Annotated in this window: 15 protein-coding genes; 6 read left to right on the forward strand and 9 right to left on the reverse strand. The window is 47.6% G+C overall.

All coding sequences use genetic code 11. The features are described from left to right. Positions 1 to 114 precede the first annotated feature (114 nt). A complete protein-coding gene (locus AELLOGFF_RS12085) occupies positions 115 to 1,161 on the forward strand; it encodes a phosphotransferase family protein (protein WP_200842658.1) in 1,047 nt (348 codons plus the stop codon). A gap of 54 nt (positions 1,162 to 1,215) precedes the next feature. After that, positions 1,216 to 1,905 carry a VOC family protein gene (locus tag AELLOGFF_RS12090; protein WP_159268977.1) on the forward strand — a complete coding sequence of 230 codons (690 nt, stop codon included), beginning with the start codon at positions 1,216 to 1,218 and terminating at the stop codon, positions 1,903 to 1,905. Between the two features lie 152 nt (positions 1,906 to 2,057). On the opposite strand, the gene AELLOGFF_RS12095 is transcribed toward AELLOGFF_RS12090, so the two are convergent. From AELLOGFF_RS12095 to AELLOGFF_RS12105, 3 genes are all read right to left on the reverse strand, one after another. After that, entirely contained in the window at positions 2,058 to 3,053 is a 996-nt protein-coding gene (locus tag AELLOGFF_RS12095; protein ID WP_159268978.1) for an LLM class flavin-dependent oxidoreductase, read from the reverse strand. A 60-nt stretch (positions 3,054 to 3,113) separates the two neighbouring features. Next, on the reverse strand, positions 3,114 to 3,968 hold the full coding sequence (locus tag AELLOGFF_RS12100) for an acyl-CoA thioesterase (RefSeq protein ID WP_159268979.1): 855 nt from the start codon (positions 3,966 to 3,968) through the stop codon (positions 3,114 to 3,116). Between the two features lie 94 nt (positions 3,969 to 4,062). Then, positions 4,063 to 4,956 carry a lysophospholipid acyltransferase family protein gene (locus tag AELLOGFF_RS12105; protein ID WP_159268980.1) on the reverse strand — a complete coding sequence of 298 codons (894 nt, stop codon included), beginning with the start codon at positions 4,954 to 4,956 and terminating at the stop codon, positions 4,063 to 4,065. 249 nt (positions 4,957 to 5,205) lie between these two features. Here AELLOGFF_RS12105 and AELLOGFF_RS12110 point away from each other — a divergent pair, with 249 nt between their 5' ends. Continuing rightward, positions 5,206 to 6,741: an acyl-CoA synthetase gene (locus AELLOGFF_RS12110; RefSeq protein WP_159268981.1), complete on the forward strand. Its 1,536-nt coding sequence runs from the start codon at positions 5,206 to 5,208 to the stop codon at positions 6,739 to 6,741. Positions 6,742 to 6,874: 133 nt separating this feature from the next. Continuing rightward, positions 6,875 to 7,480, forward strand: coding sequence for a Crp/Fnr family transcriptional regulator (locus AELLOGFF_RS12115; RefSeq protein WP_159268982.1), 606 nt, complete (start codon positions 6,875 to 6,877; stop codon positions 7,478 to 7,480). Between the two features lie 60 nt (positions 7,481 to 7,540). On the opposite strand, the gene AELLOGFF_RS12120 is transcribed toward AELLOGFF_RS12115, so the two are convergent. Both AELLOGFF_RS12120 and AELLOGFF_RS12125 read right to left on the reverse strand, forming a co-directional pair. Further along, positions 7,541 to 7,891: a hypothetical protein gene (locus AELLOGFF_RS12120; RefSeq protein WP_159268983.1), complete on the reverse strand. Its 351-nt coding sequence runs from the start codon at positions 7,889 to 7,891 to the stop codon at positions 7,541 to 7,543. A 97-nt stretch (positions 7,892 to 7,988) separates the two neighbouring features. Continuing rightward, positions 7,989 to 8,675, reverse strand: a complete 687-nt coding sequence (locus AELLOGFF_RS12125) for a peroxiredoxin-like family protein (protein WP_200842659.1) — start codon at positions 8,673 to 8,675, stop codon at positions 7,989 to 7,991. Between the two features lie 393 nt (positions 8,676 to 9,068). On the opposite strand from AELLOGFF_RS12125, the gene AELLOGFF_RS12130 reads away from it, so the two are divergent. Both AELLOGFF_RS12130 and AELLOGFF_RS12135 read left to right on the forward strand, forming a co-directional pair. Further along, entirely contained in the window at positions 9,069 to 9,320 is a 252-nt protein-coding gene (locus tag AELLOGFF_RS12130) for a type II toxin-antitoxin system Phd/YefM family antitoxin (protein WP_159268984.1), read from the forward strand. Further along, on the forward strand, positions 9,317 to 9,571 hold the full coding sequence (locus AELLOGFF_RS12135; protein WP_159268985.1) for a Txe/YoeB family addiction module toxin: 255 nt from the start codon (positions 9,317 to 9,319) through the stop codon (positions 9,569 to 9,571). The genes AELLOGFF_RS12130 and AELLOGFF_RS12135 overlap by 4 nt, the downstream gene beginning before the upstream one ends. Before the next feature lie 243 nt (positions 9,572 to 9,814). On the opposite strand, the gene AELLOGFF_RS12140 is transcribed toward AELLOGFF_RS12135, so the two are convergent. The 4 genes from AELLOGFF_RS12140 to AELLOGFF_RS12155 all read right to left on the reverse strand — a co-directional run bounded on the left by AELLOGFF_RS12140 (position 9,815) and on the right by AELLOGFF_RS12155 (position 13,329). After that, on the reverse strand, positions 9,815 to 10,207 hold the full coding sequence (locus AELLOGFF_RS12140) for a nuclear transport factor 2 family protein (protein ID WP_159268986.1): 393 nt from the start codon (positions 10,205 to 10,207) through the stop codon (positions 9,815 to 9,817). An 18-nt stretch (positions 10,208 to 10,225) separates the two neighbouring features. Further along, entirely contained in the window at positions 10,226 to 11,197 is a 972-nt protein-coding gene (locus tag AELLOGFF_RS12145; protein ID WP_159268987.1) for an NAD(P)H-dependent flavin oxidoreductase, read from the reverse strand. 190 nt (positions 11,198 to 11,387) lie between these two features. Next, positions 11,388 to 11,810: a DUF1330 domain-containing protein gene (locus AELLOGFF_RS12150; protein WP_159268988.1), complete on the reverse strand. Its 423-nt coding sequence runs from the start codon at positions 11,808 to 11,810 to the stop codon at positions 11,388 to 11,390. A 124-nt stretch (positions 11,811 to 11,934) separates the two neighbouring features. Beyond that, positions 11,935 to 13,329, reverse strand: coding sequence for an NAD-dependent malic enzyme (locus AELLOGFF_RS12155; RefSeq protein ID WP_159268989.1), 1,395 nt, complete (start codon positions 13,327 to 13,329; stop codon positions 11,935 to 11,937). Between the last annotated feature and the right edge of the window lie 28 nt (positions 13,330 to 13,357).

The raw sequence follows: 13,357 nt of genomic DNA on the forward strand, positions 1-13,357 counted from the left end.
AGTCTAATCTAATACTTTATTTTCTTGAATTTATGTATTATTGTAATACAATATAAAAATAAACAAGAGGTAAGTGCCTCTCGAGTACATCAGGCAACAGACCCGGAGCGCAATTTGAACACCATTAGTGAAGCAGTTGACCTAAATGCATTAACACACTGGATGGACTCCCAAAATTTGGGCAGCGGAGACATTAGCAATGCGCACCTGCTAACCGGTGGTACGCAAAATATACTATTGCAATTTGATCGAGCGGGCCGCTCCTATGTTCTTCGTCGCCCGCCAGTCCACACCCGAGTAAATTCCAACAAAACCATGCAGAGAGAGGCGAAAGTACTCTCTGCTCTGGCCGGCTCCAAGGTGCCGCATCCGGGATTTATCGCCGCCTGCGAGGATACCGAGGTACTGGGTGCCAATTTCTATTTAATGGAACCCATCATCGGGTTTAATGTGCTCAATAGCTTGCCGGAACTACACAAGTCCAGCGAAGAAATGCAACGCAGAATGGCCTTCTCACATATTGAGGCCCTAACCGCACTCGGCGAGGTTGACTACAAAGCGGTTGGCCTAGAGGACTTCGGCAAAATTGAAGGTTACCTAACAAGACAGGCGCCGCGCTGGCTAGACCAATTAGAGCGCTACAAGAAATACCCCGAATGGCCCGGCCTCGGCAATGCCGAGAGCATTGATACTATCGCTCGCTGGTTGGATGACAACTGCCCTTCAACCTTCGAACCCGGCGTACTTCATGGCGATGCTCATTTCGGCAATGTCATGTTCAAGTTTGACAGCGGCGAAGTCGCGGCTTTAATTGACTGGGAACTTGCCACCATCGGCGACCCACTCATCGACCTTGGTTGGATCATCGCTACTTGGCCAGAGCCAGACGGCACAGACACACTGGTTCTGGAAGGCGCAGACTGGGATGTGCGGCCAAGTATTGAAGAGTTGATCGAACACTATGGCAAACATTCACACCGTGACCTGAGCAATATCACTTGGTACGGTGTTTTGGGCTGTTTCAAACTGGCCATCATATTGGAAGGCACTTACGCACGATACTGCGCCGGCAAAGCGCCCAAAGACGTGGCCGAGCGGCTGCACGACTCTGCGCTCAGACTCATCGCCCGCGCGTTAAAATTAATCGGCGAATCGAAATAGCGCATTAAGCAGAACCGGCTAAAACAATAAAACAGCAATAATGGGATAACAGTTATGACACAACCAAATGCACTTCACCATATCGCCATTTCTACCGGCAACATTAAAACGCAGATCGAGTTCTTTAGTGATGTGTTAGGTATGGAGCTTATCGCACTATATTGGATGCATGGCGCAGAAGGCGCATGGCATGGCTTTATGCGCCTCGGACAATCCTCAGTTGCATTTGTATTTGTGCCCGGAAACGAAAAAGTCGACACTAAAATTGGTGAAACCCACTCCGGTCACGGCGCAGGTATTTCTGCCCCCGGTACCATGCAACACTTAGCCCTAAGCGTTGACACTCAAGAAGACATGTTAGCGCTGCGTGACCGCATTCGCTCTCGCGGCGTTCCCGTTATGGGCCCCATTCACCACGGTTTCTGCTCTTCAATCTATTTCGCAGGGCCAGAGAATCTAACACTCGAAATTTCAACCAGTGATCAGGCCAATGCCCCTTTAGACCTAGATGGAACGTGGATAGACAGCGAAGTTGTCACTCAAGCAGGTATATCTGAGGAAGAGCTCGCGCGTTATCGTAACCCTGCGAAGTATGACAGCCCCGAGACACCGGTCCAGAATCCACCTGTAGATGGTTCAAAACCTCAATTCATGCTGCCTCAAGAAATGCTAAAGGCCATGTTTGAAACACCAGACCACATCCTTACCGAAGCGGCAAGCGATACAACGCCCCCAGCTAAATAAGCCTCTGTTATTAGGCGCAGCTTAATTATCATTCGGGAAGGTCTCGATCAGTTTGTTATAAAGTAGTACTCAACACACCAATTGAAACCTGCTTTAACACCGTGACCGCCCCCAAGCGGATAAAAAGGGAATACCCTAGCCGCAAAGATTGGCTATATAACAAATTGCTCTGCGCCAAAGGCCTTAACCGTATTAGAATAAATATCTGCACTAGGCTGAACACAAGAAATAATCTGAGTGTGTACGCCTTGATCTGCGCACCATGAAATATTTTGCTGACATTCACCCGCAGAACCGATAAAGGCAATATCATCCACTAATTCATCAGGCAACGCGGCAGCGGTACGCTCTCGGTCTTTGCTCGCCCAACCTTCACGGATCTCACGAGCGGCATCTTCATAACCACACCAAGCAAGAAATTTATTGTACACAGGCGTTGAATAATAGGCGCTGAATGTGGCTCTAAACGCCGCCCTAGCACTCGCTTTATCCTCAGTTACGACAGTCATCTGCCTGCTGACGATTTCCACTGTATCTGGGTTCTTACCAGCGCGTTCAGCACCAACACGTATATGATCAATAATCTTCGGCAAGGCGCCGCGAGGATACAAATTTAAAATCACACCGTCGCCAATCTCTGCCGCCGTTTCCAGCATGCGCGGACGTAAAGCAGCAAGATAGACCGGCACATCAATAGCGGCTTGACGATAACCATGACTACGCAATATCTCACCGCTGTAATGGGTTTTTTCACCGGCCAATATCGTTCTCAACAGCGCCATTGTTTCCCGTGTGCGAGATACCGGCTTTTCAAAAGGCAGGCCGTGCCAGCCCTCAATAATCGCGTGGCTCGAAGTGCCCAAACCAGGTATAAAGCGACCGGGATAAGCTTGCGCCAAAACAGAAAATGTCGACGCTAACACCGCAGGTGTGCGAGTAAATATGGGAATCACCGCTATGCCAACACGTAATGTTTTAGTGTGTTCCAGTAGCAGTGGCGCGAGTGTCAGTGCATCCAAGCCACCGGCATCAGCCAGCCAAACGTCTTGATAACCAAGGGCTTCAGCCTGCTGAGCAGCGGCGATTGAACCTGCTACTGTGCCGTCTGGCGACGGTAGTGTCAGGGCAAGACGTTTGTTTGGCGTCACGATGTGCCTCCCTTATTATTCATTATTACTATGTGATCACAGAGATTGATAAGAAGCTCATCAAGATTTATTGATTAGCCCTTCTTGAGTTGTGTTTGCAAGCAAGACACCGTCTTGAGAATAGATTCGACCGACACTAAACCCCCGTCCGCCCCCAGTCGACTCCGCTCGGCAATCATAAAAAATCCAATCATTAACGTTTAATGGCCGGTGAAACCAAATCGCATGATCTAAGGAGGCAACCGAGTAACCCAATGGCGTCAAAACATCGCCACTCATCCCCGATAATTCCGGCTCATGAGGATGGATCATCGACATAATGACGCCCATATCAGAGATATAGGCGAGAGCCGAAAGGTGTATATGCTGCGCCTTAGGTAAGGGCGATTTAGCCTTCACCCACATTTGAAAAGAACCCGGTGACGTTCTTTCATCGGGATCAAGAATGTAGGCATCAAAATATTCAGCTTGAAATTGCGATGGCACTAGCGGTGTTGCAGCGACTTTTTTTGCCAACAAATCAACCGGGACTGAAGATTCCCGGCTGTACTCAGGGCAAGCATTAGGCAATTGAAATGAGGCCGACAGATGAAAAATTTGTTTGCCATTTTGAACAGCAACCACCCGCCGCGAAGAGAAATTGCGACCATCTCGACAGCGCTCAACTTGGTATTCAACAGGCTGACTAGAGTCCCCCATACGCAAAAAATAGGCGTGGGCTGAATGCAATACCCGCACATCATCTACCGTATCATTTGCCGCTTCGAGTGCTTGTGCCATTACTTGACCGCCATATATGCGGCCACCACCAAACTCCTGACTCTGCCCCAAATAACAATTTTCATCGCGCTTTTCACAGCTAATAAAGTTCAACAGATCTTGATGGCCTAACACTTGATTAACGCCTGTTTTCATAAAACCCCTATGCGTTCAATATTATACTGAACATGCCCGATTTTTTTTTGCCACTCATCAATGCTCTGTTAAAACAGTCACCGAAATTATGCTTTCAATCCTTGTTTAATAATTTTGAAATTATACCTTTTTTAGAACTTTTCAGCTCTTCTCGCAAGGACAACATTTTCTCAATCACAGACTCCAAACCTTCCTTTGCCTGATCACGAATTTTGAACTGGCTTGCCTGGCTAATATTTTTGCCCTTGAAGCGCCCCGTCTTGATCGGCTTACCAAAATGAATAAAAACTTGCTGTGGCTTCGGCAACAAGGTCCCCATAAAACCACGGGGTATTGGCGGCGCTAGATCCGACTGAAGAAACGCCTTAGATACTCCTGCGCGCTGTAATAACTTGCCCAAAGCAGACTCGGCTAGATCGTCCCTCTCCAAATAACGATCATACCAGTCATCTGGCCCCACTATGCCCACCGGCACAATAGGAATACCGTGCTTTGCAGCAAGGCGCACAAAACCAGTACGCTCCTTCCACTGCACGGTATAGCGTAGATCAACATTTTTATTCGCTTCGTAAGCCCCGCCGGGAAACACCAGAATATCTTTACCGGCCGCAAACAAGGCAGAGCCAATTGCTGGATGGCCCATGACACCACCACTTTTTACCGACCAATCACACAGGCGTGGATTTTGATAGAACATCCTATCATTCATACCTCGCACCAATCGACCCGCGGCCTCGGCAAGCAGAGGCATAACAACAACGGTATCTCCTGCCATAGTGGAATGATTAGCTACAAATAACGTGGGGGTGGTGGGGATATTCTCCTGTCCTGTAACAATAGGTTTTGAGAAGCTACGCAATACAGAGAGATACTTATCTGCAATCTTCAGCATTGCGTCGTCATCCAAAGCCAAAGTCTGATCAATAATCTTATTTACCAATGCCTCATCGGTCTGGGGCATTGTCTTTTCATCGCTTCCTTTGCGCATTATCACACTCTCAAATAAATAACTGTTTTCCGCCAATTAAGCAGACAAACAAGGACCGCCGTAAAGCAAGGTAAATAGGTTAAAACAAACCATTGTATTACATTAGTACATTATGCAACATACTACCAACTGCAAGGTATAATAGGCGGGTATTTAGGTACGATAACCGTCGCCAAAACCGGCAAGCCTTAGTTATAATCTTGCTGACGCGAGCAAAAATACTTAATAAATATAACAAGGATCTTCGCCATGCCTCATATCAGCACTACCGCAAAATCTCACCCCAATAAATCCGCATTTTTAATTGCCGAAACAGGGGAGTCGGTCAGCTACCTAGAGTTAGATCAGGAATCCAATCGCATTGCGCATTTATTTCGTTCGCTGGGATTGCGTAAAGGCGACCATATTGCCTTGATGCTGGAGAATCGCCGAGAACTCCTTGAAGTCGCCCAAGCGGCAAACCGCAGTGGTATTATTTTTACGCCCATCAGCACCCACCTTCGCTGGTCAGAAATCTCCTATATTTTGGAAAACTGTACCGCCAAGCTGCTGGTGACATCCAATAAATTTCTCGATGAACTGTCCCCACTTAGCGAGTCACTACTCGAGCTAAAGAATCTCTACAATGTCGACGGAGAAGCTAATAATAAAACCCCCTTTGCAAGCTGGCGAAATGAGTTAGATCGCCAGCCTACCACGCCCATAAGCGACGAATGCTTGGGTATGCCGATGCTTTACTCCTCAGGCACCACTGGGCAACCCAAGGGCATATTAGGGGTGCTGCCCATTGACAGCATTCATGACATCCACCCCAGTATGGCGGCATTGGCCGCCGCATTCGGCTTCAATGAAAACATGGTTTATTTATCTCCGGCCCCGCTTTATCACGCCGCGCCGCTGCACTACAGCCTGCTTGTCATGCAGCTTGGTGGCAGCTGTGTTGTTATGCAGCAATTTGATCCAGAACAAGCCTTAAAAAACATAGAAAAATATCAGGTCACCCACAGCCAGTGGGTGCCCATTATGTTTATTCGGATGCTTAAGCTCCCTGCCGAAGTGCGCAATCAATACGACATCAGCAGTTTACAATTTGCGATACATGCCGCCGCACCCTGCCCAGTGGCAATCAAGCAACAAATGATCGATTGGTGGGGGCCTATTATTGTCGAATATTATTCTGGCTCAGAAGGCTCCGGCATAACCATGATTGATTCTGCATCCTGGTTGACCCATAAGGGCTCGGTTGGGCAAGCCTTAGTGGGAGAAATTCGCATTGTCAGTGATACCGGCCAGGTATTACCCGCAAACGAAATTGGGACAATGTATTTTGCCAACGGGGTGGAATTTGAATATTTTGACGAACCCGAAAAAACCGCCAGCGCCCATGATAAAAATGGTTGGTCAACGCTAGGCGATGTGGGTTACACCGATGACGATGGCTTTCTGTATTTAACAGATCGTAAGAACTTTATGATCATCAGTGGTGGCGTCAATATTTACCCTCAAGAAATTGAGAACTTGCTTATTACCCACCCCCAAGTGGCCGATGTGGCTGTTTTCGGTATACCAAGCGAGGAGTTTGGCGAAGAAGTAAAAGCGGTGGTTCAATTACTGCACCCAGAAGAGGCCTCACCGACACTGGCTGAATCATTAAGAGAGTGGACGCGAGAACGGCTCAGTAAAATTAAGACACCGCGGTCCATTGATTTCACCGCCGAACTACCAAGAATGGACAATGGCAAACTCTATAAAAAACGTTTGGTAGAACAATACAAAGCACAATAAGTAGTCAGCCGCCTCGCTTCTTTAGCTGAAAGTTCTCGCTTCGGCACGCAAAGCGCTATACTTGCCACCTCTGCGAATAAGGTAGCAATGATGAGCGAGCTAGGAGTGAGGCGGTTATGGACGGGCAGTTGCCATGACAATGACTGAACAACAGATACTGGCCAATATGCGCCAACATTTCGACCAGCTATTAGACTTCCCAGAAGATCAATGGAAGCTAACACTGCCACACTTGAGCGTAAAAACAGTTCCTGCAAAATACTCGCTGCAATCTGTGGGAGAAAAATCCACCCGTCACTATTACATCGTCGATGGCCTAGTGCGGTTCTACTACATCACCCCCGACGGCAAAGAATTAAACAAAGGCTTCTACAAAAACAACCATATAGTCGGCAGCCTCAGCGCAATCATCCTAGATGAGCCATGCCGCTTCGCCATAGAAACACTGGAACCCAGCACCCTGGTCAGTATCGACCTAGGCGGTATTTCAGCCACCGCCACAGATACCTCGCCCGCATGGCAGCGCCTCCATAAATACAGCTGCGAAATGATGCTGATACGCAATGAACGACGTGAGGCAGAACTACTCACCATGACGACAAAGCAGCGTTTTCAGCAGTTTGTTCGCAACTTTCCCGATTTATTTGAACGTATCCCGCAATACCACATCGCCTCTTATCTGGGGATCACGCCGGTTGCCTTATCTAAATACAAGCAACAGTGGCTTGTGAACCAATAAGGTCTAAATGGCGGAGTGGAGACCTAGACGGGAGATATTGCCTGCACGTCTTAGCAACGATTAAAACACCATGGCGTGATCTACTAAGAAACGACCATCTTCATAAACCAAGACCATTTCTGCCACATGCTCTCCCGGCGCTTTTGTGTAATATTGCTTCCATATAATAGCGGCGGATTCGGGCCTTCTAAATACCGCAACGGGCTCTCGTTGTGCAAAGAAACCTTTCTCTGCCTGATACTTCACACAGACTTCATGTAGATAATCTCTTGTAACGATCCTTAGCATTCTCTTATTAAAGTCTTGAACATGTCCCTCATAGTCAATATTTGTTGACGCCTTCATCAGCCTATCCATGATGGGATTGGCTATTTCAAGTATTTCTTGCTCGGACATTTCTTCGAAATTCATCTCAACTCCTTATGAGTACTAACGCTTACATAAGTGGAAAATGATAGTTACGTAAATGTTATGGAACAAAAACCGTCAACAACTTTAACTATTAAGATTATGCTCTCGTTGTTTTCAATACTTCAATAATGTCATCTGGCTCTGAGCGAGTGCGATAATCAACATCGACATATCGCCATAGGACCTTTCCGTCACGCCCTATGATAAACGTGGCCGGAATAGGTAAGATATTACCGTTGCCATTATTGATAACATCAAGATCGAGCTTACGATCTACTCGCATATGCTCAGCAAGAAACTCTGGCACTTCCCATGCCACACCAAATTGTGACGCAACTCTTGCGTCTTGGTCTGACAATACTAAAAAGTCCAATTCATCAATCTCATCACTTGTCATTGAACCATCCGGCACCTGAGGGCTGATGGCAAGCAACTGTGCGCCTAAGGTATGAATTTCCTGCAACCTTGCCTGTAATGCCCTGAGCTGTAAATTGCAATAAGGGCACCAACTACCACGATAAAATGTAACAACAAGGGGGCCTTCAGCTAGTAAATCACCCAACGATATTAATTTACCTTCAGGATCAGGTAATGAGAAATCAGGAGCGGTTTGGTCCAGTTCGAGTGCATTACTGCCTTGCTGAAATGCCTTAGCTTTTTCAATAATCTCATCCACGGTTTTCATGAACTCAGGGTTAGCTTGTCGTCCTGCTTTAATTTTGGCATCCGTTTGTTTTTTTAAAGTCCCCATATTTTCCTCCAATATATTAATTGCCTTACTCATACTTAAAGCCAGTTTATCAATCTAACACCGCAATCACCCGCTTGTCGGGCGCATTGCCTTGTTAACTGCCTATGGCTGCGCGTCATAGACCGCTGCCCCTTCTAGTATCCGTTACCAGTCTTGTTTTTCGCTGCACCAAACATGGCTAGTCGGTTTTATTATACTGGTATGGGCTTACGTTGAGGGCTTCAACATAATATGTCGTGGGTTGCAGTGGTGGATGTGATTTGGCGCGAGCAAACGGGAAAAGAATTTGCCACTCTTGGTTATTCTACGCCACTCCATCAATTTCAATAGCATTTGAAAGACGCGGCGGTGAAACCGCCCTATTGCTTTACATACTATGCGCGGATAAAATAAGTACGATTTTTTGTACATGTACAGGATTATAGAATGGAAAGCATAAGCTATACCTCCGCCCGAAGCAACCTTGCCAAAACTATGAAGCAGGTATGTAACGACCATGCGCCGATCGCGATTACCCGCAAGGGCGAAGGTGCCGTGGTAATGATTTCGATGGCCGACTATCAGGCATTGGAAGAAACCGCCTATTTGTTGCGAAGCCCTAAAAATACACGTCGTTTGATTGAATCAATTGCTGAACTTGAGGATGGACAAGGCCAAGCCAAGGAATTGATTGAGTGAAGCTCATTTTTGCTGAGAAGGCATGGGAAGATTATCTATATTGGCAAAAGACCGATAAGCAGATGCTAAAACGGATTAACGCGCTTGTTAAGGAAATTCAGCGAGAGCCATTCGAAGGAATTGGAAAACCTGAACCTTTGAAGCATGCTCTTTCCGGATATTGGTCTCGGCGCATTAATGACGAACACCGCATTATTTATAAAATACATCAAGATTCCATTCTTATTGCCCAATTACGATACCACTACTGAGCGAAGATAATAACGCCAAGTTTTAGACGCAGACGCGGGCTTATAATCGCGAAGCGGTCCCGGTTATGCGCCCAAGCAACCGCAGCGAGTGCAAACAGCACATCCTTAGCTTTTATTAATACGACCTCTATTGTTTAGAATTTTGATTAAGTCTCTAAACGTGTTTGCTGTCGACGAGCAAAAAAAAGAGCCCCTATTAAGAAGCGCTTATTGGCTTACTACTCATTGCTTACTCAGCGTATTTCATTTATTGGCGAGCGCTGCGCCCATTTGCTGGTGAATGATTTGGATAGCCTTTAGGGGCCGCACCATCACTTTAAAGTCAATAATTTTGCCGTCGTCATCCCAGTGAATCATGTCGACGCCGTTAATCTTTATACCCTCAATTTCATTGGTGAACTCCAATACTGCATCACGTTCACCAATGACCTCACGCACATAGGTGAAGTTCTCGTCACCGAGTACCTTGCCTGCGGCATCGAGATACATGCAAACCAGGTCTTTGCCCTTGAGGGGCGTGTGCACAACGGGCGACCAAAACACCGCGTCATCGTGAATAAGATCACGCATACGCTGCGAGTCGCCGCTTTTTACAACGTCATGCCATGTGTCAATAAAGCTGGGAGTTGAACTCATCGCAGTATTCTCTTATTGTTAGGCGATTTTAGACTGCAAGGATTGTTTGGCTTGTTCAAACTCAGCTGACAATCTTGCCACCAAGTCTGCGGCCTTAACCACCTTCTTCACAGGACCTATACCCTGTCCTGCACCCCAGATATTTTTCCAGGCTTTTACATCGTCGCCGGTATTACTGAGCTTCGCTAATTGGGAAGGGTCACCGTTCTCTAAGGTCGCAGGATCAACGCCAGCAGCAACAATAGATGGCAGCAAGTAATTGCCATGGACACCCGAAAACGCACTGGTATAGAAAATATCATCCGCGCCAGACTCAGTAATCATCTGCTTATACTCGTCAACCGCGTTCGCCTCTTCGGTCGCGATAAAAGCCGAGCCCATATAGGCGAGGTCTGCACCCATGGCCAAGGCGCCCAGAATCGCAGGGCCTGTCGACATAGAGCCGCTTAACAGCAGTGGGCCATCAAACCATTCACGAATCTCTTGTACCAGGGCAAACGGCGAAATCGTACCGGCATGGCCACCCGCACCAGCGGCAACGGCAATAATGCCATCGGCGCCTTTTTGCACGGCCTTTTTAGCAAATTTATTGTTGATCACATCATGAAAGGTAATACCGCCGTAGCTGTGTACAGCCTCGTTGACGTCTTCCCTTGCACCCAAGGAGGTAATAATAATCGGCACCTTATATTTCACACACAGGGCCAAATCTTCCTCAACACGAGGATTGGTTCTATGAACAATTAAATTAACGGCAAAGGGCGCTGCTGGGGCCTCGGGATGCTCGGCATCATAGGCCGCTAATTCAGCAACAATGTATTGCAGCCACTCTTCAAATGCCTCGGTGGTGCGCGCATTCAGCGAAGGAAAAGAGCCAACAATACCCGCCTTACACTGGGCAACGACCAGTTCCTTAGTAGATACAATAAACATCGGTGACGCCACCATGGGTAGGCGTAATTTCTGGGCGAGCAATTCTGGTAATGCCATTATTCTAATCTCCGCTTTAATTATGTTTTACATCTTATTAATCGAAATAATTTTCTTTGAGCGCCTAGGATTAATGTAGGCTAGTCCTCAAGCAGGTTCTTACGGTATTACAACACTGTTTACAAATTCTCATCAAGAATACCGAGCAGCTCTCTAAACAACCCAGCAACTCGCTCGAAAACCGCTGCAATCAAAGAGTAAAAGCCACTCCCTTGCTTTGACAATCCATTAACAGCTGCCCCTCAAGACCAGCGTTACGATGTGGCAACGCCTTTTGATAGTTCGGATCACGCATCATATCTAACAACACTTGCGCACTCGGGTACTCAATAATCGCCACTTCATCCCACAGCTCGCTACCCTCGCCAATCACTAGCCCCTGTGGCTCACCGGCAAAAATCACCCTAACCCCTTTGGGTTCCATCAGTTTGCGGAAGGCCTTTGCATACAGCAGGTAGGCCTCTTTGCCACTCAGCTCGCTCGCGCGACCATCCTCGTACTCGGCACGCTCTCTAAATTTAAGTAAGTTGAGCATGGCAACCGCTTCGCCATTGGCGCGGTCGCGCAGAGCCCGAACTTGCTCTTTGCTTGGATGAGGTTGATTCAAAATCATTGCTGGCCTTCAATATTTATTTGGGCTTGGATATGAGTTTGACAGAATGCCTGTACACCTAGGCTCATGTCTAGCGCTATGAAACCCTAAACCCAGACACGGACCTAACTCCAATAAAAGCCACTCAGCGACCCTCAACACAGGCTTGATTAACCGCCTCAGCCACATTTCTGGCAACATTTTTATCAAATACACTGGGGATAATATAGTCTGCTGATACCTCTTCGTCCGGTATCGTCTCTGCAATAGCGCGAGCTGCCGCCATTTTAATCGCCTCGGTGATATTCTTTGCACGCGCATCCAACACACCCCGGAACAGGCCTGGAAAGCACAGCACATTGTTGAGCTGGTTGGGGTAATCGCTGCGACCGGTGGCCATGACCGCAACGTGTGGCCAAGCCAGTTCCGGCATGATTTCCGGCGTGGGGTTACTCATGGCAAAGACGATGGGGTCTGCCGCCATGGTTTTTAGATGCTCCACCGTCAGTATATTCGGCCCAGACAATCCTACAAACAAATCAGCACCAGCAATGGCCTCGGTCATGCCGCCTGTAATGTCCTCGGGGTTAGATATGTCGCAATAAGCCTGCTTTGAGGAGTTCAGGTCAGTTCGCCCTTTATGCAATATCCCCGTTCTATCCAAGCCAATAATATTATTAATACCTAAATCCCGCATCATTCGGGTACAGGCAGTGCCGGCGGCGCCAACCCCTGCTACAACGGCCTTTATATCTGACGGCGACTTGTCGACCACTTTTAAAGCATTGATCAAGCCCGCAATCATCACGACTGCGGTACCGTGCTGATCATCGTGAAAGACCGGAATATCGAGCTCGTTTATCAAGCGCTGCTCAATCTCAAAACAGCGTGGCGCTGAAATATCCTCCAGGTTAATTCCGCCAAAACCCGGGGCAATCGCTTTTACAACTTTAATAATTTCCTCGGTATCTTTGGTATCCAAGCAAATAGGAAAGCCATCCACCCCGCCAAACTCTTTGAACAACATAGCTTTGCCCTCCATCACCGGCATTGCCGCTTCGGGACCGATATCACCCATACCCAGTACGGCGGTGCCATCACTAACAATGGCCACGGTGTTCTTTTTAATCGTTAAGTTATATGCCTTGCTCACATCGTCGTGAATGGCTTGGCATACTCTTGCCACACCCGGCGTGTATGCCATCGACAAGTCGTCGCGGGTTTTAAGCGGCGACTTGCTGGTGACTTCGATTTTCCCTCCCAAATGCATCACAAATACGCGGTCAGAAACATGTTCTACCGTCACGCCGTTGAGGGCTGTCAATTTTTCTGCAACCTCTGCCGCCTGCTCGGTGCCGCTAGTTTCTACAGTGACATCACGCACCACAAAGTCGCCTTCGTAGCGCACAATATCGATAGCACCTATATTGCCCCCAACCCGACCTATCTCCGCTACCACGCTGGCAAGAATACCCGGCAGATTTTGAAGGCGTAAACGTAGAATAATAGAATTGCTGGCGTTGGTAGGTATTTCGTTCATATAGCGCGCTCCTGCTGTTCTCATGTGC

The organism is Zhongshania aliphaticivorans (assembly GCF_902705875.1).
GTDB lineage: Bacteria > Pseudomonadota > Gammaproteobacteria > Pseudomonadales > Spongiibacteraceae > Spongiibacter > Spongiibacter aliphaticivorans_A.

Bases quoted from the DNA above. Each gene is read 5' to 3' on its own strand.
- AELLOGFF_RS12090 (WP_159268977.1), top strand. From the start codon at position 1,216: ATGACACAACCAAATGCACTTCACCATATCGCCATTTCTACCGGCAAC.
- AELLOGFF_RS12100 (WP_159268979.1), bottom strand. From the start codon at position 3,968: ATGAAAACAGGCGTTAATCAAGTGTTAGGCCATCAAGATCTGTTGAAC.
- AELLOGFF_RS12105 (WP_159268980.1), bottom strand. From the start codon at position 4,956: ATGCGCAAAGGAAGCGATGAAAAGACAATGCCCCAGACCGATGAGGCA.
- AELLOGFF_RS12110 (WP_159268981.1), top strand. From the start codon at position 5,206: ATGCCTCATATCAGCACTACCGCAAAATCTCACCCCAATAAATCCGCA.
- AELLOGFF_RS12115 (WP_159268982.1), top strand. From the start codon at position 6,875: ATGACAATGACTGAACAACAGATACTGGCCAATATGCGCCAACATTTC.
- AELLOGFF_RS12120 (WP_159268983.1), bottom strand. From the start codon at position 7,891: ATGAATTTCGAAGAAATGTCCGAGCAAGAAATACTTGAAATAGCCAAT.
- AELLOGFF_RS12125 (WP_200842659.1), bottom strand. From the start codon at position 8,675: ATGAGTAAGGCAATTAATATATTGGAGGAAAATATGGGGACTTTAAAA.
- AELLOGFF_RS12130 (WP_159268984.1), top strand. From the start codon at position 9,069: ATGGAAAGCATAAGCTATACCTCCGCCCGAAGCAACCTTGCCAAAACT.
- AELLOGFF_RS12140 (WP_159268986.1), bottom strand. From the start codon at position 10,207: ATGAGTTCAACTCCCAGCTTTATTGACACATGGCATGACGTTGTAAAA.
- AELLOGFF_RS12145 (WP_159268987.1), bottom strand. From the start codon at position 11,197: ATGGCATTACCAGAATTGCTCGCCCAGAAATTACGCCTACCCATGGTG.
- AELLOGFF_RS12150 (WP_159268988.1), bottom strand. From the start codon at position 11,810: ATGATTTTGAATCAACCTCATCCAAGCAAAGAGCAAGTTCGGGCTCTG.
- AELLOGFF_RS12155 (WP_159268989.1), bottom strand. From the start codon at position 13,329: ATGAACGAAATACCTACCAACGCCAGCAATTCTATTATTCTACGTTTA.